At 67.8% G+C, this 21,414-nt stretch carries 25 protein-coding genes; 11 read left to right on the plus strand and 14 right to left on the minus strand.

From position 1 onward, the window contains the following. Positions 1-107 precede the first annotated feature (107 nt). The 3 genes from PKE80_RS10225 to fliP are packed head-to-tail and all read left to right on the plus strand — an operon-like array spanning position 108 to position 1,552. Positions 108-341 carry a FliM/FliN family flagellar motor switch protein gene (locus PKE80_RS10225; protein WP_008832790.1) on the plus strand — a complete coding sequence of 78 codons (234 nt, stop codon included), beginning with the start codon at positions 108-110 and terminating at the stop codon, positions 339-341. A 3-nt stretch (positions 342-344) separates the two neighbouring features. Further along, positions 345-767, plus strand: coding sequence for a FliO/MopB family protein (locus PKE80_RS10230; RefSeq protein ID WP_211150604.1), 423 nt, complete (start codon positions 345-347; stop codon positions 765-767). Further along, positions 767-1,552: a flagellar type III secretion system pore protein FliP gene (gene fliP, locus PKE80_RS10235; RefSeq protein WP_211150605.1), complete on the plus strand. Its 786-nt coding sequence runs from the start codon at positions 767-769 to the stop codon at positions 1,550-1,552. The genes PKE80_RS10230 and fliP overlap by 1 nt, the downstream gene beginning before the upstream one ends. 269 nt (positions 1,553-1,821) lie before the next feature. Here fliP and PKE80_RS10240 read toward each other — a convergent pair whose 3' ends face one another. Genes PKE80_RS10240 through motA form a run of 3 tightly spaced genes read right to left on the minus strand, consistent with a single transcriptional unit; the run spans position 1,822 to position 4,039 of the window. After that, on the minus strand, positions 1,822-2,265 hold the full coding sequence (locus PKE80_RS10240; protein ID WP_211150606.1) for a hypothetical protein: 444 nt from the start codon (positions 2,263-2,265) through the stop codon (positions 1,822-1,824). 12 nt (positions 2,266-2,277) lie between these two features. Then, complete coding sequence (locus tag PKE80_RS10245; RefSeq protein WP_271182381.1) at positions 2,278-3,141, minus strand: flagellar motor protein MotB; 864 nt, start codon at positions 3,139-3,141, stop codon at positions 2,278-2,280. Between the two features lie 13 nt (positions 3,142-3,154). Then, positions 3,155-4,039, minus strand: a complete 885-nt coding sequence (gene motA / locus PKE80_RS10250; protein WP_036527390.1) for a flagellar motor stator protein MotA — start codon at positions 4,037-4,039, stop codon at positions 3,155-3,157. A gap of 174 nt (positions 4,040-4,213) precedes the next feature. On the opposite strand from motA, the gene flaF reads away from it, so the two are divergent. Then, positions 4,214-4,582 (plus strand): flagellar biosynthesis regulator FlaF, encoded by a 369-nt coding sequence (flaF, locus tag PKE80_RS10255; RefSeq protein WP_036527388.1) that lies wholly within the window; start codon positions 4,214-4,216, stop codon positions 4,580-4,582. A 183-nt stretch (positions 4,583-4,765) separates the two neighbouring features. Here flaF and PKE80_RS10260 read toward each other — a convergent pair whose 3' ends face one another. The 5 genes from PKE80_RS10260 to PKE80_RS10280 form a co-directional block, all read right to left on the minus strand. Further along, positions 4,766-5,623 (minus strand): sigma-70 family RNA polymerase sigma factor, encoded by an 858-nt coding sequence (locus PKE80_RS10260; protein ID WP_211150608.1) that lies wholly within the window; start codon positions 5,621-5,623, stop codon positions 4,766-4,768. A gap of 308 nt (positions 5,624-5,931) precedes the next feature. After that, positions 5,932-6,873 carry a peptidoglycan-binding protein gene (locus PKE80_RS10265; RefSeq protein WP_271182382.1) on the minus strand — a complete coding sequence of 314 codons (942 nt, stop codon included), beginning with the start codon at positions 6,871-6,873 and terminating at the stop codon, positions 5,932-5,934. After that, entirely contained in the window at positions 6,870-7,289 is a 420-nt protein-coding gene (locus tag PKE80_RS10270) for a hypothetical protein (protein WP_036527383.1), read from the minus strand. The genes PKE80_RS10265 and PKE80_RS10270 overlap by 4 nt, the downstream gene beginning before the upstream one ends. Further along, positions 7,273-8,574: a flagellar protein export ATPase FliI gene (gene fliI, locus PKE80_RS10275; RefSeq protein ID WP_051586963.1), complete on the minus strand. Its 1,302-nt coding sequence runs from the start codon at positions 8,572-8,574 to the stop codon at positions 7,273-7,275. The genes PKE80_RS10270 and fliI overlap by 17 nt, the downstream gene beginning before the upstream one ends. Before the next feature lie 150 nt (positions 8,575-8,724). Continuing rightward, positions 8,725-9,123: a flagellar biosynthesis repressor FlbT gene (locus tag PKE80_RS10280; RefSeq protein WP_036527376.1), complete on the minus strand. Its 399-nt coding sequence runs from the start codon at positions 9,121-9,123 to the stop codon at positions 8,725-8,727. A 345-nt stretch (positions 9,124-9,468) separates the two neighbouring features. Here PKE80_RS10280 and flgE point away from each other — a divergent pair, with 345 nt between their 5' ends. Genes flgE through PKE80_RS10295 form a run of 3 tightly spaced genes read left to right on the plus strand, consistent with a single transcriptional unit; the run spans position 9,469 to position 13,828 of the window. Further along, entirely contained in the window at positions 9,469-10,785 is a 1,317-nt protein-coding gene (flgE, locus tag PKE80_RS10285) for a flagellar hook protein FlgE (protein WP_271182383.1), read from the plus strand. 23 nt (positions 10,786-10,808) lie between these two features. Further along, positions 10,809-12,905, plus strand: a complete 2,097-nt coding sequence (gene flgK / locus PKE80_RS10290) for a flagellar hook-associated protein FlgK (protein WP_271182384.1) — start codon at positions 10,809-10,811, stop codon at positions 12,903-12,905. A gap of 14 nt (positions 12,906-12,919) precedes the next feature. Continuing rightward, positions 12,920-13,828 carry a flagellin gene (locus PKE80_RS10295; RefSeq protein WP_036527369.1) on the plus strand — a complete coding sequence of 303 codons (909 nt, stop codon included), beginning with the start codon at positions 12,920-12,922 and terminating at the stop codon, positions 13,826-13,828. Positions 13,829-14,120: 292 nt separating this feature from the next. Here the strand turns inward: PKE80_RS10295 and PKE80_RS10300 are convergent, their stop codons facing one another. Beyond that, positions 14,121-15,884, minus strand: a complete 1,764-nt coding sequence (locus PKE80_RS10300) for a hypothetical protein (RefSeq protein WP_271182385.1) — start codon at positions 15,882-15,884, stop codon at positions 14,121-14,123. Positions 15,885-15,889: 5 nt separating this feature from the next. Then, entirely contained in the window at positions 15,890-16,171 is a 282-nt protein-coding gene (locus PKE80_RS10305; protein ID WP_211150614.1) for a hypothetical protein, read from the minus strand. Positions 16,172-16,233: 62 nt separating this feature from the next. Here PKE80_RS10305 and PKE80_RS10310 point away from each other — a divergent pair, with 62 nt between their 5' ends. Beyond that, entirely contained in the window at positions 16,234-16,647 is a 414-nt protein-coding gene (locus PKE80_RS10310) for a flagellar basal body-associated FliL family protein (protein WP_211150615.1), read from the plus strand. 111 nt (positions 16,648-16,758) lie between these two features. On the opposite strand, the gene PKE80_RS10315 is transcribed toward PKE80_RS10310, so the two are convergent. From PKE80_RS10315 to PKE80_RS10330, 4 genes are read right to left on the minus strand one after another with little or no spacing between them, the layout of a single operon-like run. Then, positions 16,759-17,313: a MotE family protein gene (locus tag PKE80_RS10315; RefSeq protein ID WP_036527360.1), complete on the minus strand. Its 555-nt coding sequence runs from the start codon at positions 17,311-17,313 to the stop codon at positions 16,759-16,761. 13 nt (positions 17,314-17,326) lie between these two features. Next, a complete protein-coding gene (locus PKE80_RS10320) occupies positions 17,327-17,818 on the minus strand; it encodes a DUF6468 domain-containing protein (RefSeq protein ID WP_271182386.1) in 492 nt (163 codons plus the stop codon). Further along, positions 17,815-18,756 (minus strand): flagellar motor switch protein FliM, encoded by a 942-nt coding sequence (fliM, locus tag PKE80_RS10325; protein ID WP_069708462.1) that lies wholly within the window; start codon positions 18,754-18,756, stop codon positions 17,815-17,817. The genes PKE80_RS10320 and fliM overlap by 4 nt, the downstream gene beginning before the upstream one ends. Beyond that, positions 18,753-19,295 carry a flagellar basal body-associated FliL family protein gene (locus PKE80_RS10330; RefSeq protein ID WP_271182387.1) on the minus strand — a complete coding sequence of 181 codons (543 nt, stop codon included), beginning with the start codon at positions 19,293-19,295 and terminating at the stop codon, positions 18,753-18,755. Before PKE80_RS10330 ends, fliM begins: the two co-directional genes overlap by 4 nt. 130 nt (positions 19,296-19,425) lie before the next feature. Here PKE80_RS10330 and PKE80_RS10335 point away from each other — a divergent pair, with 130 nt between their 5' ends. Genes PKE80_RS10335 through flgA form a run of 3 tightly spaced genes read left to right on the plus strand, consistent with a single transcriptional unit; the run spans position 19,426 to position 21,406 of the window. Next, positions 19,426-20,169, plus strand: a complete 744-nt coding sequence (locus tag PKE80_RS10335; protein WP_271182388.1) for a flagellar hook-basal body protein — start codon at positions 19,426-19,428, stop codon at positions 20,167-20,169. A 29-nt stretch (positions 20,170-20,198) separates the two neighbouring features. Further along, the gene (flgG, locus tag PKE80_RS10340) at positions 20,199-20,984 is read left to right on the plus strand and encodes a flagellar basal-body rod protein FlgG (protein ID WP_036527353.1); all 786 of its coding nucleotides are present in this window, start codon (positions 20,199-20,201) and stop codon (positions 20,982-20,984) included. Further along, positions 20,984-21,406, plus strand: a complete 423-nt coding sequence (flgA, locus tag PKE80_RS10345) for a flagellar basal body P-ring formation chaperone FlgA (RefSeq protein WP_271182389.1) — start codon at positions 20,984-20,986, stop codon at positions 21,404-21,406. Before flgG ends, flgA begins: the two co-directional genes overlap by 1 nt. Positions 21,407-21,414: the final 8 nt, after the last annotated feature.

Here is a 21,414-nt window from a genome sequence, read left to right on the forward strand (position 1 = left end):
ATGCCCCTGTACGCCCTTACCTCGACCTTATAGGCAACTTTTTCCTAGTGACGCACTACTCCTATAAATTTTTCCCCTATAAAGCTGCGAGTGAAAGGAGACGCGCGGTGTCCGTCCTCGAAGGCATTCCCATCGACCTGCAGATCGTGCTGGGCTCCACCAGCATCCCGGTCCGCCAGGTGCTCAAGATGAGCCGCGGCGCGATGATCCAGCTCGACTGCGGGCAGGACGATCCGACGCGCCTCTACGTCAATGACCGCCTCGTCGCCGAGGGCCGCATCCTCGTCAACGGCGAGGCCATGTCGCTGGAGATCACCCGCGTGGTCCAGGCCGAGCGCTGAAAGGTGGACCTGTTCTCGCTTGTGCGCATGCTGGGTGCCCTTATGGTCGTGTTGGGTGCCCTTGTGTGCCTGTTGTGGGCCGTCAAGCGCTACGACCTGACCATGCCGCGCAAGTGGCTGGAAAAGCTGGGTAATACCGGGAACGACAAGCGCTTGCAGGTAGTCGAGCGGCTTGCCGTGGACCAACGCCGCTCGCTGGTGCTGCTGCGCCGTGACGATACCGAATTCAGCGTCCTGATCGGCCCGGAAGGGGTGACGGTGCTGGACAGCACGGCGGCCCCGAAGGCGGTCGAGATCGTCAAACAAAATGATGAAAATCAGATATTTGATAAGGAACCGGAAGCACACAAAGCCTCCTTCGCGGACCGCATTCCAGTGCTCCCGGACGTCTGGTTCACGCAGGACGTGAAGACGGAACTGCACTGATGAGCGCCCCTGCCACCCCTGCCGGTTTCCCCGGGGAAACCGTGCTTCGGCGCATTCTGGCCGTTCTCGCGGTTCTGGTGGTCCTCGTCCTGCCCGTCGCGGCGATGGCCCAGAGTGCTGGCGCCGGAGGCGCAGCGAGCGCCCTGACCGGCGGCGGCACGATGTCGGGCCGGGTGCTGCAGCTGGTGATGGTGCTCACGGTGCTCAGCTTGGCGCCGGGCATCCTGATGACGATCACCTCGTTCACCCGCATCGTCGTGGCGCTCTCGCTGCTGCGCTCGGGAATGGGCGTACAGGGCGTGCCGCCCAACCCGATCGTCATTTCGCTGGCGCTGTTCCTCAGCTTCTTCGTCATGGCGCCGACGTTCGACGCGGCGTGGAAGCAGGGCATGGAGCCCTACAACGCCGGGCAGATCAACGAGACCGAGGCGCTGTCCCGCGCCAGCAAGCCGTTCCACGCCTTCATGCTGAAACAAGTGCGCGACGATGACGTGAAGCTGTTCGTCAGCCTCTCGGGCAAAGTGCCGAAGAGCAGGGCGGAACTGCCGATGACGACGCTGATGCCCGCCTTCATGATCTCCGAACTGCGCCGCGCGTTCGAGATCGGCTTCCTGCTGCTGCTGCCGTTCCTGGTGATCGATCTTGCGGTGGCGGCGGTGCTGATGGCGATGGGCATGATGATGCTGCCGCCCGCGACCGTGTCGCTGCCGATGAAGATCATCTTCTTCGTGCTGGTCGATGGCTGGGCGCTGGTGGCGGGGTCGCTAGTGAAGAGTTTCGGGTAGCGCCTTGCCGCAGGGGGCTTCGACTAGCTCAGCCTGAGCGGGTTGAGGGCGTTTGTCTCCCTGCGCGCGCCCGTCATCCCAGCGAAAGCTGGGACCGCTGGCCGCATGAAGCCCAACCCTCGGCAGGGCATTCGAACGAAAGCCCGCAGTAACAGGCCAGCGGTCCCAGCCTTCGCTGGGATGACGGGCTTTTTTATTTGAAAGCTGCGCTCGCCCCCAACACTTCGCTCATCCTGAGCTTGTCGAAGGATCGGGTTCCAGCGCAGCCCCTACCCCGGCGACGCCTTCGTCACCGCCACGGAGCGTACCGCGTCCTTGCCGTAGACCTCCAGCGCGGCGTCCATCACCACCTTGCGGAAGGCATCGAGCCCTGGCAGCATTCCGTCCGGCCCGCTGGCCATCGGCGTGCGATACGTCCGCAGGTTCACCGCGTTCATCAATAGCGGCAGCTTCGCGCCCACTTCCTCGGTCGTCCCCTGCGGCACCTCGAGCTGGATCTCGAACGTCTCGTAGCCCGAAAGCCGCCCGTCGGCGAAGACCAGCGGCGCCAGCACTTCCACCGGCGGCACGAACTCGGTCGGGCCTTTGGTCGGCTTCTTCGCATGCCCCGTCACCAGCTGCGGCGCGAAGTGGAGCACGCCCCAGGCCCCCGCCCCGCCGACGCCGAGCCCCGCCACGGTGGCGAGCAGGCCCATCACGATGCGCTTGATCATGGTGCCCTCCGCTCAGAACTTGAAGCTGGCGTCATGCGGCAGCGCGCCTGCCTCGGCCATGACGACGATGGTGATGCGGCGGTTTTCGGGGCGATCGGGCTGGTCGGGATAGACCGGCTCGGTGGCCGCCTTGCCGACGACCTCGGCGAAGCGGTCCGCCGGCAGCCCTGCCGCCACAAGCGCCGCCCGCGCGGCAAGGGCGCGATCGGCCGAAAGCTGCCAGTTGGCATCGCTGTTCCCGCCCGCGCCGTCGGTATGGCCCTCGATGGCGATGCGCGCGTCGATCCCGGCAAGCTGCTTCGCCGCCCGCGTCAGCAGCGCCCGCGCGAAGTCGTTGAGCTGTGCGGTGCTACCCTTGAACATCGAGCGCTGCGCATTGTCGACGAGGTGGATGCGCATCCCCTCGCGGCTCGGCCGCACGTCGACATTGGCGCGTCCCTGGCTGTCCATCGGCGGCTGCAGCGCCACCTGCATCTCCTGCGCCATGACGCGCAGCGAAGCCGCGGGCACTTCCGCCGTACCCCCGCGCGCGGTGCCCACGGTCCCGGCCTCCGAGGCGGGCTGGCCTTCGGGCTCTTCCTTGTCGCCCTGATTGTTGCGCCCGTGGCCGCCCGATCCCGGCTGCATGCCGGGGTCCTTGGTCAGCGTGGTCGCCGGGTTGGCCTTCTCGGAATCGGCGGAGAAGTACTCGGCAAGGCCCTTGAGCTGCACTTCGTCCGGATTGGCAAGCAGCCACAGCAGCATGAAGAAGGCCATCATCGCGGTCACGAAGTCGGCATAGGCGACCTTCCACGCGCCGCCATGGTGGCCGCCGCCGACCACCTTCTTGACCTTGCGGATGACGATGGGGCGCTTTTCGTTGCCCTTGGTGGCCATGGGTCAGCGCGCCTCAGGCCGGAGCGGCATTGAGCTGTTCCTTCACCGCCTCCAGCGCCGTCTCCATCTCCTGGAAGCTGGGGGCGTAGTTCGACGGCGTCATGCGGCGCGCCAGCTCGATGGCGATCTCGGTGGGCTGCTCCTGCGCGTGGCCGACGATGGCGGTCTTGACCAGCGTGTAGGGCTTGAAATCGGCGTCGATGATCTGCTGCAGCTTCTGCGCGATCGGGCCGACGAGGCAGTAAGCCAGCAAAACGCCGAGGAACGTGCCGACCAGCGCGCCGCCGATCATCGCGCCGAGGATCTCGGTGGGCTGGTCAATCGAACTCATGGTCTTGATCACGCCCAGAACCGCCGCGACGATGCCGATCGCGGGCAGGCCGTCGGCCATCATCTGGATCGCGTGCTGGGGGCCGAGTTCCTCGTGGTGGTGGCGTTCCATATCGCCCTCCATCGCCTCGGCCAGCTGGTGCGGGTCCTCGAAGTTGACGGTCATCATGCGCAGGTAGTCGCAGATGAACTCGATCAGCTCGTGGTCCGCCAGCAGGCGCGGATAGCGGGCGAACAGAGCGCTTTCCTCGGGCCGGTCGAGGTGTGGCTCGATGGCGTTGGCGCCGCCCTTGCGGAAGGTGGCGAGCAGCGCGAACAGCAGCGCGAGGAGGTCACGGTAATCCGCCTCCTTCCAGCGCTCGCCCTTGAACACGCGGGCGATGCCCTTGCCCGCCTTCTTCAGGGTCGTCATTGAATTGCCCAGCGCGAACGCACCCAAAGCGGCACCGCCGATCGCCATCATCTCGTGCGGCAGGGCGTGGAAAATGACGCCCATGCTGCCGCCCGACATCAGGAAGCTGCCGAAGACGCACACCAGAATGACGACGAGGCCGACGATATTGAGCATGGAAATTTCCGAGAAAGCTTTGCCCGCGAGAGACGGGACCTTTGCTGAATTATAGGACGGCGTGCTGCATCGCGGTGGCGGCTCGCGCATTTTTCGCGGGCGCGACCGGGCGGGGGCGTGACGCTCTATATGAGACAGGCGACGCTATTTGCCCCACCCCGTCCGGGAGCCCCGATGTCCGTTAACGCCTACGTCCGCGCCCGCAAGGTCGCCGAGACGCCCCGTAGCACCGAATTCCGGCTGATGACCGAGATCACCGCCCAAATGATCGCCGCGCGCGATGCCGGGTTTTCGGGCGTACAGCTGGCCCCCGCACTTCACCGCAACCGCGAGGTCTGGGGCGCCTTCCGCACGCTGTGCATCGATTCCGCCAACGCCCTGCCTGACGAACTGCGCGCCGGGATCGTCTCGCTCAGCCTGTGGGTGGACAAGTACACCTCGCAGGTGATCACCGGGCGCGAAAGCGTGGACGAACTGATCACCGTCAACCGCACCGTGATGGCCGGGCTGGCGAACGAGAACGGCGCGGTGCCGGTGGGGTGAGGACGTAGCGTGTGAGCACGATGCGCCCGATTGAAATACATCCCCCCATCCCTGCGAAGTCATCCCCGCGAAGGCGGGGACCCAACTGACGCCGGTGCAACAGGCACCCTCAGGAGATGGGTTCGCGCATTAGCGCTTCGCGCTGCCCTCCGGGTCGCGGAAAATGACGACACAGAATATCACTCAGTGCGCCGCCACCATCGCCTGGCGGTACTCGGCCATGAGCGCGAAGCGCGGATCGGCGACGGCAAGATCGCCCATGGTCTTGGCGGCGCGCTTGGCGATCTGGCGCATGCGTTCGCGGACGGTTTCGTCCTCGGCCCCATCGAGCGCCGAAGTCTCGAACAGGCGGCCCTCGACGACCTGGCGGTTGTGCTGGAGGCGCTGTTCCAGCTCTCCGACTTCCCCGGTGTCGAGCACCGGACGGCGCTGCGCCACCGCCCCGGCAGCGCGCTCGGCGCGGGTCAGCTTGCGGGGCTGGGCGCGGCGGCGGATGCGGTCGAGGCCGGAATTGCGCATGTGCTCGACGTAGCTGTCGGTCAGCGCGCTCATCGCCGAATGGGCGAGGTAGTCGCTGGCCCCGGCCTCGGTGCGGCCGAGCGCATCCTCGTCGGCGATGGCCGCCAGGATCGACAGCCCCTCCCCGTCCTCGCCGCCGGTGATGGCGTCGAGCGAGACGGTGGTGGCTTCCACCTTGCGGGCGGAGGGGCGCTGGTCGGTCATGACGCGGAAGCGCAGGCTCTGCAGTTCACCGCGAATCTGCCAGTTCACGAACGTCGTGAACTGCGCCTTCTCCGGCTCGTAAGCCAGGATCGCGCGGTGGACGGCGATGGCGCAGCACTGCTCCGCATCGTCCCAGTGGCCGACGAGGCCATACTGCCGGATGAAATGGCGGATGCGCGGCGCGATCAACTTGAGGATGCGGGCGAAAGCGCGGTCAACCTCGGCCCGCTGCCGCCGGGTCTGCTCGGTGCCTTCCGGCGGCATATTGGCGCTGACCGCAGCAACCGCAGCCTCGAGCGCGACAGTGATCTTCGACATGGCGAACCCCGATGGCACGCGAAGCCCCTTGCGACGCGTCCATGGGCTCGGAATCTATTCCTATAAATCGGGAACCAGCAATCCTATACGAGAGTTATCCACTGATGCGGCAAAATTTGCCGTAGCGGTGGAGTGATTTTCCTACCTATTCGCACTTTGCGCCACGCCTCACGGGCTTCGACAAGCTCAGCCTGAGCGGGATTGGGGCGTAATTTAACGAAATCTGACCAAATTTCACTTTCATCCCATCCCTCCGCTCATCCTGAGCTTGCCGAAGGATGGCACACACTGCCCCCGCCAATATAGGATCAGGCAAATCTTTCCGGCCGGACGTGCTTTCCGACATAGTCCATCAGCCACGACCGGTGCGCCGCAACCGCGCCTCCGGCCTGTGCGATCCGCCGTTCCGCCGCCGCCGAACCGACTTGCGCGCCCAGCAGCTTGCGCGCGCGGTCGGGTGAGAGGCCGCCCGCAAGAAACCGCCTGGCATCGCCGACGCCGAGGTGATGGCCAAGGTACGCCGCCTGCGCGACCTCGGTGGTGCCCGCGCCGATTGTCGCGCCCGAGCGGCGCAGCGCCGCGACATTGGCCCTGGCATAGTCCGCCACCGCCTCGATCGAGGCGCGCGGATCGTAGCGCAGCGCCAGCAGGGCGCCCCGGCTCTCCGCCTTGACCTGCCCGCGTGCGTCGAGCCAGCCGTTGGCCTCTGCCGTGCTGTTGAGCCAGGTGCCGGAGCGCACCGCCTCGCCTTCCCACGTTCCGTTGAGGAACTGGCCGAGCCCCGCCGCGCTGGAACGCGGGTTGCGCGAATAGGGCTGCCAGGTCCCGCCCGGGCCCTTCGCCGCCTCGGCATCGACGATTGCGGCCAGCGCCGAGGCCGGGAGGCCGGTCCGCTCCGCCGCCGCGCCGAGCATCCCGGCATAGCGCGCATTCGCGCCGTCGCCCATGGCGGACACCGCATCGCCGCTCGTCTTAGCCGGAACCTCGACCTGCGGCACAGCCGTGTCCAGCGCCGCCTTCGAGGCCGGATCGAGGATCGCCAGCAGCCGGTCGAGCCCGATCGGATCGCTCTGGTGCAGGCCCGTCACCGAGGGCTTACTCTCGCCTTTCGCCTCATCGGCCGAACCCAGCGCCGCGCGCCACAGGCGACCGGACATCTCCGAACGCGCCGTATCGTAGATCAACCGCGCCTTCTGCGACGCCGACAGATTCGCTGCCGTCAGGTCCGAAGAGGCGGTCTTGTCGATCATCGCGCGCGCAGGGTCCGCAGGAAGGCGGCGGCACTGATGTCGTCGGTGGCGGACTGCTCGGCGGCGGCTTCGTCGCGCAGGGCTTCGGCGCGGTAGTCGTCAGCGGCGTTCTCGATCCCGCGCAGCACGCCGTAGGCGTCCACTGCGACTTCGCGCAGGGCGTCGAGCCGCGCCTGCAGCTGCGTCTCACGGGCCGAAAGCGCCTGCCGCTCGCCGCGCATGCGCCGCTGCCAGCCCGGCGAGACGAGAGTGAGGTCGGTGGCGGCAAGGTCCGCCTCGTGCACCAGCGCGGCGGCGACGCGCATCCGCTCCTGCTCGACCGCGCCCAAGGCGCCCGCCTCGGTGCGGATGGCGCTGCTCACTTCGTCCAGTTCGCGCTGCCGCACGCGCAACGCGGCGTCATAGGGCGTTTTCATGAATTTCCTCCAGAATACCCGAGAGCGCCGCGAAGTCTTCGGCGGCGAAGCTGCGGACGCGCTTGTCCTGACTGAGCAGCGCCTCGATGCGCGGGGCGAGTGCGACGGCGCGGTCGACTTCCGCATTGGCCCCAGCGCGATAGGCGCCAAGGCGCACCATCTCCTCCATGTCCTTCCACGTCGCCAGTTCGGCGCGCGCGGCAAGGCGGGTGGCGTTGTCCTGCGGTTCGAGACACTGCGGCAAAGTACGCGAGACCGAACGCAGGACGTCGATGGCGGGATAGCGCCCGCGCTCGGCGATCTTGCGGGTGATGACGACGTGCCCGTCGAGAATGCCGCGCACTGCGTCCGCCACCGGCTCGTTATGGTCGTCGCCGTCTACGAGGACAGTGAACAGGCCGGTTATCGCCCCCTGCCCCGCAGTTCCCGGCCCGGCACGCTCCAGCAGGCGCGGCAGTTCGGCGAAGACGGTGGGGGTATAGCCCTTGGTCGCAGGCGGCTCTCCGGCGGCGAGGCCGATCTCGCGCTGGGCCATGGCGAAACGGGTGACCGAGTCCATCAGGCACAGCACGTCCAGCCCCTCGTCGCGAAAATGTTCGGCGACGGCCAGCGTGGTCCAGGCGGCCTGGCGGCGCAGCAGCGCGGGCTCGTCCGAGGTGGCGACGACGACGACACTGCGCGCGAGGCCCTCCTCACCGAGATCGTCCTGGATGAATTCCTGCACTTCGCGGCCACGCTCGCCGATGAGGCCGATGACGGCGACGTCGCACTCGGTCCAGCGCGCCAGCATCGACAGGAGCGTGGACTTGCCCACGCCCGATCCCGCGAAAAGGCCGAGGCGCTGGCCCCGGCACAACGGCGCGAAAAGGTCCAGCGCGCGCACCCCGGTCTCGATCCGCGCACCGACGCGGGCGCGCGCGGAGGCGGGCGGAGGCGCGGACTTGATGCGGCGCTGCTCGCGTCCTTGCGGCAGCGGACCCTTGCCGTCGACCGGACGGCCGAGCCCATCCACTACCCGGCCCAGCCAGCCCGAGGAGACGCGCAGGCCCAGTTGCCCGGCCGACAGATCCGCGCGCGAACCGGAGGCGATGCCTTCCGGCTCGTTGAAGGGCATGCAGTGGGCGATGCCGTGATCGAGGCCGACCACTTCCGCCTCGATCGCCCCTACAGGCGAGCGCAAGGTGATCCGCGAGCCGATCCGCGCCGCCCCGGCAAGCCCGTCCACCTCGATAAGCGCACCGCGCACCGCGACGACGCGGCCGTAGCGCTGGTCGGGCGCGAGCATGCGCAGGCCGGATGCGGCGGCAGCTAGGGGCACGGGGCTGCCCCATCCCTCGTCATTGCGAGCGCAGCGAAGCAATCCAGGGCAGCGCAAACCGTCCTGAATTGCTTCGCTGCGCTCGCAATGTCGAACGGGGAAGGTAGCATCGACGCGCTACTCCGGAACCACGCGGGCCAGCGCCTCGGCTTCGTAGGCGATCAGCCAGCGGCAGTCGGCCAAGGCCTGGTAGAACTGGCCGACAGAAACCTTGTTGGCGAAAGCGACGCAGACCGCCTTGGCCTCGGGCGCCTCGAGCGCGCCGAGCAGGATTTCCAGCTTCTCCAGCAGGGTCTGCTGGTGGCGTTCGAGATCGGCCGGGTCGATGTAGGCCATCATGCACGCGAAGTAGAGCTGCTTGGCGGGCGAGGTCGCGTCCTGCGGCTTCATGACGTCGCGCCCGCGCAGGATCGTAGCGTCGTTTTCCAGCACCAGATCGGTGCGACCGACCGCGCGCAGAACCGCGCCGTTCACGATGACCGGCTCGCCGTTGCGAAGCGAAATACGAAGCGTCATGTCCCAGAATGTCCCTTTGAGACTGACATTATAGGATGGCAGTGCTGCGATCCGGTCAAGGCAGGCAATTTTTGCCAGGGTGGGGTCAAGCAGGCCGACTTATCCTCCCTGTTCCGCAGGAATGGTGAGGTGGCGCCGACGATGTCGGTGACAGAGGGGTTTTTCCTGCGCCTCCCCCTCCACCAACGCCTGCGGCGTCGCCCCCCCGTTCCTGCGGAACAAGGAGCATTTTTCCGACCGGACAACCAACCCTCCCCAATTCATCCTACAATGCCTGTGTCCGGTGCGTGGGTGCGCCGCCCCGCGACGCCAATATTGCCGCATGGACGGCACAGGAGACATGCAATGAGCCTCTATTCCGCTCTCTATGCCGGCGTTTCGGGCCTCAGTGCGCAGTCGAGCGCCATGGCGACCGTCGCGGACAACATCACCAACGTGAACACCGTGGGCTACAAGGGCACCTCGGCGCAGTTCGAATCACTGGTAAACGGGGGCAGCGTCTCCTCGACCTATTCGGCGGGCGGCGTGACCGCGACGGCAAAGTCGCTGATCTCCAAGCAGGGCCTGTTGCAGGCATCGTCCAGCCTGACCGACATCGCCATCGACGGCGCTGGCTTCTTCGTCGTGCGCTCAAGCGCCGACGCCAGCGGCGCGACCGCCTTTACCCGCGCGGGATCTTTCACCACCGACAGCTCGGGCTACCTTCGCAACACCTCGGGCTATTACCTGATGGGCTGGCCGCTCGACACGCAGGGCAACTATGCGAACAACGGCGCGATCTCCTCGCTTGAACCGATCCGCCCGACCGCACTGACCGGGGCAGCAGCGCCCACGACCTCGATCGAACTGCGCGCCAACCTCGATTCCACCTCTGAGGCGGTGGCGGACTACGACGCCGGCGACATGTCGAGCGGCGACGTCGATCCGCAGTTCTCGCGCTCTGTCGAAATCTACGATTCGCAGGGCACCGCGCATACGCTGACGTTCAACTTCGTGAAGACCGGCGCGAACCAGTGGGCAGCCGAGATCACCGGCGACCCCACCGACATCTCCAGCGTCAACGGCGACCCCGTGGGTGCGAACGGCATGATCGCCAGCACCACCGTCAGCTTCAACGCCGACGGCAGCCTCGACCTCGGCACCCCCGCGACGGCGCTGTTCGGCAGCCTGCAGCTTGAATACAACAATGGCGCCGCCGCGATGCCGATCAGCCTCGACCTCGGCGGCAACGCCGGGCTCGACGGGCTGACCCAGTTCGGCAGCACCTCGGCGCTGCTCTCCTCAACCGTCGATGGCGGCATGCTGGGCACGGTAGCTTCGGTGAAGATCTCCGACACTGGCGTCGTCAGCGCGGTGTTCGACGACGGCACCTCACGCGCGATTTATCAGCTGCCGATCGCCACCTTCCAGAACCCGGACGGCCTGACCCGCATCGGCGGCAACGCCTACATCGTCTCGGAAGATTCGGGCAACTTCGCGCTGAACGAGCCCGGCACCGTGGGCGGCGGCAAGATCTCGGCGAGCATGCTGGAAGCCTCTAACGTCGATCTGGCGTCGGAATTTTCCAACATGATCCTGTTCCAGCGCGCCTACAGCGCCTCGTCCAAGATCATCACCACGGTCGATGACATGCTGCAGGAAGTGAGCAACCTGAAGCGCTGATCACGCAGCTGCCCGGCTAGCCCGTGTCCATCAACTCGATCCTCAGTTCCGCGATCTCGGGGCTTTCCGCCTCGCAGGCGGGGATGCAGGTCGTCTCGACCAACGTCGCCAATGTCGGCACCGTCGGCTATGCCCGCCAGACGGTGTCGCAGAGCGCGTCGGTGGCGGGCGGCACGGTTAACGGCGTGGTCGTGGGCGAGCCTTCGCGCGTGGCCGACAAGTTCCTCGAGAACGCGGTCTACAAGCGTGCGGGCACTGCCGGACGGGCCGAGGCGGCCGCGAGCTACCTCGACCGCCTGCAGGCGCTGCTGGGATCGCCGAGTTCGGACAGCGGCCTGACCGCACGGCTTTCGGCGATCTCCAGTTCGGTGTCGCAGGTCACCGGCCTGCAAGGCTCGGCGGAGTCCGTCGCGCTGTTCACCGGCAACGTGGACGACACGATCGACACCCTGCAGGGCCTGCAGTCCGACGTCACCAACTTGCGCGCCGACGTGGAAAGCGAAGTCTCCGACACCGTCGACCGGGTGAACGGGCTCCTGCAAAAGATTCACGGCCTCAACTCCGATGTCTCGCGCCTGCAGGGCCTTGGCCTCAGCACCTCCGGCCCGGCGGACGAGCGGATGAGCGCGCTGGAGGAACTGAGCGGCCTCGTCGAAGTCAGCGTGCGCGAACAGCCCGACGGGCGCGTCACCATCGACACCGCCTCGGGCCAGGTACTGCTCGACAAGCGCCTGCGCCAGCTGAGCTATGCCGACCAGGGCGCTGGCGCGGCGCAGACCAGCTATTCCGCCATCGACATCCGCTTCGCCAGCGACGACGGCACTATGCAGGCTTCGACCGGGGAGACGATTTCCTCCACCGCCGTCGGCGGCAAGCTCGGCGGCCTGCTCGACATGCGCGACCGCGTGCTGCCGGGCTTTTCCGAGCAGCTGGGCCAGCTGTTCACCGGCCTTGCCCAGACTCTGAACGCGGTGTCGAACGGGGGCACCACCCTCCCCGCGCCGCAAACCCTGACCGGGCAGGCCAACGGCCTCATCGGCAGCGACCGCCTCGGCTTCACCGGCAAGGCCACGTTCGCGGTCGTGTCGAGCGACGGGACCATGGTGGCCAAGACCACCGTGGACTTCGACGCGCTCCCCGCAAATGTCACCGTGGACGACGCGGTTGCGGCGATCAACGCCGGGCTTTCCCCCGTCGCCACCGCCAGCTTTACGGACGGCGTGCTGTCGATCAGCGCCGCATCGAGCGCCAACGGCATCGCCATCGCGCAGGACGCAGACGCACCCAGCGACCGCGCGGGCGCGGGGTTCTCGCAGTTCTTCGGGCTCAACAATCTGGTGCGCTCGGGCACCAGCGGGCTCGTGCCTTCGGGCTTCACCGCGAGCGACCCGACCGGGTTCACCGCAGGCGAAACGACCAAGCTGGTCCTGCGTGATTCCTCGGGCAAGATCCTCACCAGCCAGACCCTGACCGCTGCCGACGGCGACACCTGGGGCGACGTCATAACGCAGCTGAACGGCGGAGAGCTGGCGAAATACGGCAGCTTCGCGCTCGACGATACCGGCCGCGTCGCCTTCACGCCCAAGGTCGGCAACTCCGGCGCGACGATCGAAGTGCCGGTGGACAGCACCAACCGCTACGGCACCGGGCTGACTTTCTCCGCTCTCTCGGGCCTCACCGGCGCGGCAAGCGGGCTTGCGACCGCGCAAGTCTCCGCCGACATGCTCAACGACACCTCGCGCGTGCCGCTCGCCCAGTTGCAGGCAAGCGCAGCGGTGGGCGAGAAGGCGATCGGCGCAGGCGATATCCGCAACGCCACCGCGTTCGTCGATGCGCTCTCGGGGACGGCCGACTTCGGCAGGGACGGCAAGGCCACCATCAGCGCCTTCGCCAACCGCCTGCTCGGCAATATCGGCGCGCAGGCCTCGCTGGCGCAGACGACGTACGAGGATGCCTCCGCTCGCCTGACCGACGCGGCGACGCGGCGCGATTCCTACTCCGGCGTCAACATCGACGAGGAACTGGCGCAGATGGTCGTGCTGCAGAACAGCTACTCCGCCGCCGCGCGGGTGATGACCACCGCCTCGCAGATGTACGACACCCTGCTGAACATGCTCTGAGGACCGGCCCCGAGATGACCCGTGTAGCCACAATCCCGCTCCAGCAGACCCTCTCCAGCGCCATCCAGCGCTCGCAGCAGAGCCTCGCCACCAGCCAGCTGCAACTGGCGACCGAGAAGAAGGTCAACGACTACGCCGGGCTCGGCCTCGACGCGGTGCGCACGCTGTCGGCCAAGTCGATGCTTGCGACGCAGGAGAGCTACAAGACCAACATCAGCCGCGTCTCCACCACGCTCTCGCTCTATCAGGCGAACATCGAGGCGGTGGATAGTTCCATGGGCAGCCTGCGCGACGAACTGTTCAGCGCCGTCGGCACCGGCAACTCGCCGGGCCTGCAGTCTATCATCGAGGACGCCTTCGGCGATCTGCGCAACGCGCTCAATGCCAAGGTGGCGGGCGTGCCGCTGTTCGCCGGATCGCAGACCTCCAGCACGCCGTTCGCCCCGGCTTCGCTCGACGATCTTGCCAACTACGATTCCACCACGGCCTTCACCAACGATTCCGTGCGCCTTTCCACCCGCGCGGGCGACGGGCTCGACGTGGACTACGGCATCGGCGCCAGCGACATCGGCAGTTCGCTCATCCCCGCGTTCCAGGCCCTCGCCGCTGCCGGTCCCTTCGGCGATACGCTGACCGAGGAACAGACGCAGGCGATCAACGACGCCCTCGGCCTGCTCGACAAGGGGATCACGCAAGTCCAGTCGGCCAACGCCCGCAACGGCCGGATGCAGGCCAAAGTCGAAACCCTGAGCACCCGCGCCGACGACCGCGTGACGCTGCTGACGAACGTCATCGGTTCGGTGGAGGACGCGGACCTGGGGCAGGTCGCCATCGACATCTCGCAGCGGCAGACGATCTTGCAGGCGAGCTATTCGGTGTTCTCGCAGTTGAACTCGATGTCGCTGGTGAACTTCCTCGATTAAGGTTCGCAGGGGCTTACCACCCGTGCACCCGGTATACCGTCGAGGGCACGCGCGCAGCTTCGTCAGGCGCACTTGGCGAGGTAGCTGCGTATTATCTCTTACTTTTCGTCATCCCCGCGAAGGCGGGAACCCATCTCCTGACGGTGCCTATTGCCAGGTCATCAGAGGGGCCCCTGCCTTCGCGGGAATGACGATGAAAGCCTGCCGCGCAATGCGGGATTGAACCTGCTGCGCGGGAAACGACGACAGTATGGGGGGCTGGGGCGCCAAAGCTCTTTGGCGCCCCAGGACTTCACTTCTTCCCCGCTTCCAGCAAATCCGCAAAATCCCCTGCCGGACTGGCCGAGGGAATAGCCGCCATGGCCTGCGCCAGCTTCCCCGGATCGACCGCCCCGGCAGTCCCGGTCAGCATCTCGAAGACCGGCGCCGACGACAGACCCTTGAACGCCCCCGCATAGCGCGCGTGAAGCCCGGAGAGCGCGTCTTCCCGCCCCAGCATCGCCTGAGAGATCGCGTGGCGCAGCACTTGCGCCTGGGCCACCGGATCGAGGACACGCCCCTTCGGTAGAGCGCCCGCCGAGAGCGTCGCATAGCGCGCCCACTCGCGCCGCTGCCACAGGATTTCCGCCTGCAGCGCCGAGGTTCCGGGCAAATCCTGCAGCACCGCCATGGCCTCCTCGGCGCGGCCGACTTGCGTGAGTGCGGCCGCCTCGACGCGCTTGCGTTCGGCGATCATCGCGTCGGGGAGGCCGGGATCGTCGGTTTCACGCAAGGTGCGCAAGGCCCGCTCGGGCCTGCCGGCGAGGATGTAGAGCCCCGCCACCCGCGCCGAAAGCGGTCCGCGCGCGAGGTCGCCGGCACGCTGCGTCAGCTGATAGGAGAGGAGGTCCGCCGCGCGCTCATAGAGGCCCGCCTGCTGCAGCCGCGCGGCAAGCTGGCTCGCCATGAGGTCGCCCTCGGCGCCGTTCGGGGCGAGGTCGCGATAGTCCCAGTAGAGCCCGGCCGCCTTGTCCAGCGCCAGCTTGCGCGCCGGGTCGAGCGCCGCAGTCAGCTTCGCGCGCAGGCCGGGCAGGAACTCCGGCCCGAGGTCGGCGACATCGTGGAAGCGCACCAGAGCCGCTCCGGCGGACAGCGTCCCGGACAAGTCCCCGCGCGCGTCGGCAAGGCGGTAGGACAAGCGCAGCGCGCGTTCCTCGATACCGTCACCGCGCCACGAATAGCGGATGGCGTCGAGTTCCTTCAGCGCCGCCTCGGGCCGGATCGCACCTCGGGCAACGTCGCCCTCCAGCTTGCTGAGCCGGGCGTCCATGCGCTCGACCGGGTCTCCGGACTGCACCACGCGGGCATAGCGCAGGCGGGCCTCGTCGGGATGGCCCAAGGCCTGCCCAGCGCGGGCACGCAGCAGGTTGGCGGCGGGGTCGCGGTCGGGCAGCCATGACAACCAGTGCAGCGCCTTGTCCGGCGCACCGCCCTCCACTCCGGCGCGCGCAGCGGCGAGGACGAACGGCGCGCCGCGCGGGCTGGCGAGTGCGGGTCCGGCGCATTCCAGCTGCGCCAGCGCCTGTTCGGCCAGACCTTCCTGCGCCAGCGCGCGCAGGCGCCAGAGGCATGCCTCGGGATTGGCGCGCAGGCCCGGCATGTCGAGTTCGCCCATGGCATCCTCTGACCGGCCGAGTTGCGTCAGCGCGGCGCCGTGAGCCAGCCTCCACGCATCGACCATGCCGAGGTCGGGGTCGTCCTGCCGCATGACTTCGAGCACACCGAGCGCTTCCGGCCCGCGCTCGGCGGCGATCAGGCTGCGGGCATAGTCCCAGCGCACCGCCTGTCGCTGCGGGTTGGGCGCGGTGGAGAGACGGCGCCATGCCTCGGCCTCGGCCAGCGGCGTCCAGGCACCGACACCGGTAAGCGGCGGGCGCTGCGCCAGTTCGGCCGCGAAGCCCGGCAACCGCGCGCCCACGCCGGGGTCGAGCGTGCCGTAGGGCAGCGGCGGCGCGACGGTCGTACCGCACAACAGCGAGGCGCCCAGCGCCAGCGCCGCGCCCGGGAGCAGCCGCATGCGCCTCACAGCGATTCCGCCGATGCGATGCCCGAGATCACCAGCAAGGCCCCGCCGATAGCACAGCCGACGAGGAACAGCACCAGCGCGCCGAACACCCACAAGAGGCTCCCGCCCTGCCGGGTCGGAGCCGCGAGCACAGCGGCAGCCACCGCCTCGGCGTCCTCATCCGGCCGATCGCCGCGACGGCGCCCCGGGTTAACGCCGGGATTTTCCATTGCGGACGCACCCTCGCCCTGGCTCGCAGATACTACGCGGACCTTGGCTGGGCGCCGATCGCTGCTCATCTCAACGGGACTCCTCGAATTTCATCCTATTATAGAGGCGTCGCCCGCCCACCGGAGTTCGCATGCCCCGCTTCCGTTTCTTTGTCCCGGCACTGCTACTCTGCGCGGCACCGGCGTTTGCCGCGAACACCGAACCGCGCAAGGCGGTGGAACTGCCGCCGCCCGATCCCACGTTCCTGCCGATGGAGCAGATCGACGCGCCGATCGTCGATGGCGGACGGGTGGACGGGGTGCTCCACGTTGCGATCACGCTGCAGGCGAAGACCGCCGACGATGCCGCCGCGCTCGGCAAGCGGATGCCGGAACTGCGCGCCGCCGCGCTCCCCGCGGCGATCGAGTTCGCCCGCCTGCGCGCCTCGCGCTTCTCCCCGGTGGATGTGGAACGTCTGGCGGGGATGATCGCGCCGTCAGTGAAGCGGGTGGCCCCGGCCATCGACAAGGTCCTGATCGTGAAGGTTTCCGCGACGGAGCGGTGAGGTCGGGAACCGCTACTGCCCCATTCGTCATTGCGAGCGCAGCGAAGCAATCCAGGGCCGCGCAAACCGGGGTGGATTGCTTCGCTGCGCTCGCAATGACGAGGGGTGGGGTTACTTCCCCGCCTTCGCCACCGCAGGCACCACCTTGCGTCCGGCCAGCGCCATCGACAGCGCCACGGCGCCCTGTGGCGACATGTTCGCCATGATCTGCGCCGTCGCCCGCTCGCGCATGCGGGTGGCGACTTCGCGCTGGACCTCGATGTCGAGCTTCTCGAAGATCGGCCCGGCGCGGTTCGGCTTCATCGTCTGGTAGATCCGCGCGAGGTTGTCGTAAGGCACCGAGGGCGCCCCTGCCCCACCCCCCGCACCGCCTTGGGCCCCGGCCTTCGCGGCGGCGGCCTGCTGTTCCTGCTGCTGGCGCACCTGCCCGGCAAGCCGCGCCTCGCTGGCCTTCACCGCCTGCTCGCGCATTTCCAGCCTGCGCTTCTCGGCGGCCGAAGTGCTGTCACGCCGCGCCGCCGAATCCTGCAGCGAGGCCCCGAGGCGGCTCGTCGGCGCCCCCCCGGCAATGTCTGCCGAAGCGGCAAAGGCGATGGCGTTGGCCACCGCCGCCGCCGCCGCGACGCCCAGCATCAACCGGGTAGGCTTGGTCAGCGCTCTTATCATGCCACGCGCCCAGTCATGCTACCCGATTACCGCGCTTCGAGGTCAGGTCGAACACGATGCGGCTGAGTTCGCGCGCCTCATCCGCTACCGGAGCAGGCGCGGCAGGCCGCGCCTCCGCCTCGGCGCGCAGCACCGCATCGGCCTCGTCGCGCCAACGGGCGGAGCGGCGGCGCACGCCCGCCTCGGCCGCGCGGGCCTTGTCGGCGGCATCGACGATACGCTCGGCCACCGAATTGCCGACGCCAACCATCACCGACAGCTCGTCCCGCAATTCACGCGCGGCATACAGGATCTCGCCCTGCGCCGCCGCGTCGGTAGAAAGCACCCGCTTCAGCTCCGCCAGCACCAGACGCGCCTGATGCGTGGCGTTGTCGAGCTTCTCCACCGCCTGGTCGAGATGACCGTCACGCAGCGCCCGGATGCGGCGGTCCATGCGGATCGCCTGCACCATGACGACAAGGCACATCAGCACGAGGGCGAGGTTGATCCCGGTAGCAAGCGTCATTTCGGATACCCCTTGGCGATGTCGGTGGCCATGCGGATGGCGATGTTGCTGGAACGCTGGCCGATATGCGCGCGGCCCAGCGGCACCCCGCCGCAATGGACCTGCAGCGCGTCGTCCGGGCTGTTGCTGAGCGAGATGGTATCGCCCACCTTTAGCCCGCGCACGTCGCGCAAGGGCATCATCTTCTCGCCCAGCACCACATCGACGACGACTTGCGTATTGTAGAGTTCGCTCGCCATGTGGTCGGCCCAGATGCGGTCGCGGCCCGCCTTCTCGCCCATGAAGCGCTGCAGCAGCTTTTCGCGCACCGGCTCCAGCGTGGCATAGGGCAGCAGGACCGAGAACACCCCGCCGCGCCCTTCCATGTTGACCGAATAGGTCGCGACGGCGGCGACGTTGCTCGGCTCGGCGATGGCGGCGAAGCGCGGGCTCAATTCCATGCGCTCCAGGCCCATGGCGACCGGCGCGATCTCCTCGAAGGCGCTGGCGAAGTCGTCCAGCGCCATCTGCACCACGCGTGAGACGAGGCTGGATTCGATGGTCGTGAAGGTTCGCCCCTCCGGCGGCAGCGAGCGCGTGCCGCCTCGCCCGCCGAGCAGCGCATCGACGATGCCGTAGATCAGCCCGGCGTCCACCGTGACGACGCCGTAGCTTTCCCAGGGCTTGACCTGGAACACGCCGAACATCGCGGGCAGCGCGATGTTGTCCATGAAGTCGCCGAAGCGAACCGAGGTGATCCGCTCCAGGTTCACCTCGATCGCGTCGGAGGTGAGATTGCGCATCGAGGTCGCGAAAATCCGCACCATGCGCTCGCATACCACCTCGAGCATCGGCAGGCGCTCGTGGTTGATGACGTTGGATTCGAGGACGGCCTTCAGGCCCTTGCGCGGCACCGCCTCGCCATCGACGGCGGCGAGACGGATCGGGTCGTCGCTCACTGCTGGATCAGGTCCTGGATGAGGATGTCGCGCACCATGCCCTTACCGAGCGCCTCGGTGGAACGGCGGATCATCTCCTCCTTGATGCGGAACACGGCGGCCGAACCGTTGAGGTCGTCGGGGCGCAGTTCGCGCAGGAAGGGCTGCAGCGCGTCGAGGATCACCGGCAGGCGCGCCTTGACCGCATCGGTCTTGCCCTCGGCCGCGACGACGACGAAGCGCAGCTTGACGAACTTGGCCTGCGCCCCTCCGCCGCGCAGGTTCACCATCATCGGCGCGACTTCGATGTAAGAGGCGGACGGGTCGGCGTCGGCGGCTCCATGGCCCTCCCCGCCTTCGCTGCCTTCTTCCGGCGCCGCCTCAGCCTGCTTTTCCTCGGCGTGCTCCGAGCCGCCCTTCTGCATGTACCAGTACACGCCGCCCGCGCCCGCGAGCATGCCGACCGCAACGACGGCGATCGCGATCAGGCGGACCTTGCCGCCCTTCTTCTTCGCTCCGGCCTCATCGACCGGCGTATCGTCGGTCTTATCGTCGCTCACGTTCCGCGTACCCCGTTCGAAAATTCCCGCGAGCGCGTCCATGTGCGTCCGCGCGCGCGGTTTCAATCCTATATAGGGGATTAAGAGCCCTTTCCGGGTTCGCCCAAGATTTTTGCGAAAAGGTCCGCCGATGGACGTTTCTTCCTTCGTCCTCCTCAGCCACGAGCAGGCCCTGCGCCGCCAGCTGGACGTGGCCGCAAACAACATGGCGAACGTCTCGACCGCGGGCTACAAGCGCGAGCAGGCGGTGTTCCACGAGTACGTCGAGAACGCGCAGGAAGCCCCGGTGCAGGACGCGCGGAAAACCTCCTACGTGCTCGATTACGGGCAGGTTCACGACATCGCGCAAGGCGCGTTCCAGTCCACCGGCAACCCGCTCGACGTGATGATCGAGGGGCCGGGCTATCTCAACGTCGAGATGCCCGACGGCTCCACCGGCTACACCCGCGCGGGCTTCGTGAAAGTGCTGGAAAGCGGCGAGCTGGCGACCTCCGGCGGCCAGCGCCTGCTCGACGAGAACGGCCGCCCGATCGCCATCCCCGCCGACCAGCTGGCGCAAGTCTCGATCACCGCCGACGGCACCGTCATGGCGGGGCAGGACCCGGTCGGCCGCCTCGCGGTGACCGGATTCGCCGACGAGAACATGCTGGAGGCGCGCGGCGACGGCGTCCTCACCGGCAGCGGCGGCACCGTGATGACCGCCGCCCAGACCCGCCTGCGCAGCGGCGGCGTCGAGGCCTCCAACGTCGAGCCGATTTCCGAGACCACCCGCATGGTCGAGGTGCTGCGCTCCTATCAGGTCAGCCAGCGCCTTTCGGCCGACCTTTCCGACATGCGCCGCAAGGCGATCGACCGCCTCAGCAAGATCGGCTGAAACCCCTAAAAGCCACTAGGAAACCGCCCATGCGTTCGCTCTCCATCGCCTCGACCGGCATGCTAGCCCAGCAGACCAACGTCGATGTCATCTCGAACAACATCGCCAACATGAACACCACCGGCTTCAAGCGGCAGCGGGCGGAGTTCCAGGACCTGCTCTACCAGCAGGAAGCCCGCCCCGGCGCCGCGACCAGTTCGGACGGGACCAAGGTGCCCACCGGCATCCAGATCGGCGCGGGCGTGAAGACCGGCGGCGTCTACCGCATCACCGAACAGGGCGCGCTGACCAACACCGGCAACCAGTACGACATGGCCATCGACGGCGAGGGCTATTTCCAGGTCATGCTTCCCTCGGGCGACCTCGCCTATACCCGCGCGGGCTCGTTCCAGCTCTCCGATCAGGGCGAGCTGGTGACCACCGACGGCTACCGCGTGCAGCCCGACATCACGATCCCGCAAGGGGCGGTCAGCGTTTCGGTGTCGAAGACCGGCGAAGTGCAGGTAAAGCTGGACGGACAGGTCGAAATGCAGACCGTGGGGCAGCTGGAACTCGCCACGTTCATCAACCAGGCGGGCCTCGAAGCCATCGGCGACAACCTGTTCAAGGAAACCGGCTCCTCGGGCCAGCCCATCGTCTCGACCCCCGGCCAGCCCGGCTACGGCACGCTGAGCCAGGGCTTCATCGAGGCCTCGAACGTCAACCCGGTCTCGGAGATCACCGCGCTGATCACCGCCCAGCGCGCCTACGAGATGAACAGCCGCGTGCTCAAGACCGCCGACGAGATGCTCCAGACCTCGACGCAGACCGTCTGATGCTGGCAGCCGTTCTCCTCGCCGTCGCCGCCGCGCCTGCGGGGGAACCCGCCGCCGTGCTCGCCCGCACGGTGGAGCGCGGCGAGGTGCTGGCGCGCGCCGATTTCGAGACGCAGCGCCTCCCCGCCGCCGTCGCGCGCGGCGCCCTCTCCCCGGCCGATGCCGCGGGGCAGGAAGCGACCCGCCGCATCATGGCAGGCTCCGCCGTGCGCGCCGGAGACGTCGCCGCGCCGCGCCTCGTGCGGCGGGGGGAGAACGTGACGATCGCGCTCGTTTCCGGGGCCTTGCGCATCACCTCGCCCGGCCGTGCGCTCGCCGATGCGGCGCGCGGCGAGCCGGTGCGCGTGCTCAACCTTGCCACCAACCGCACGCTCGAAGGCACTGCTGCCGCGACGGGCGAAGTGCGCATCGCGCTTCCGTAGGAACCCTC

This window comes from Novosphingobium resinovorum, from assembly GCF_027922145.1.
GTDB classification, from domain to species: domain Bacteria; phylum Pseudomonadota; class Alphaproteobacteria; order Sphingomonadales; family Sphingomonadaceae; genus Novosphingobium; species Novosphingobium resinovorum.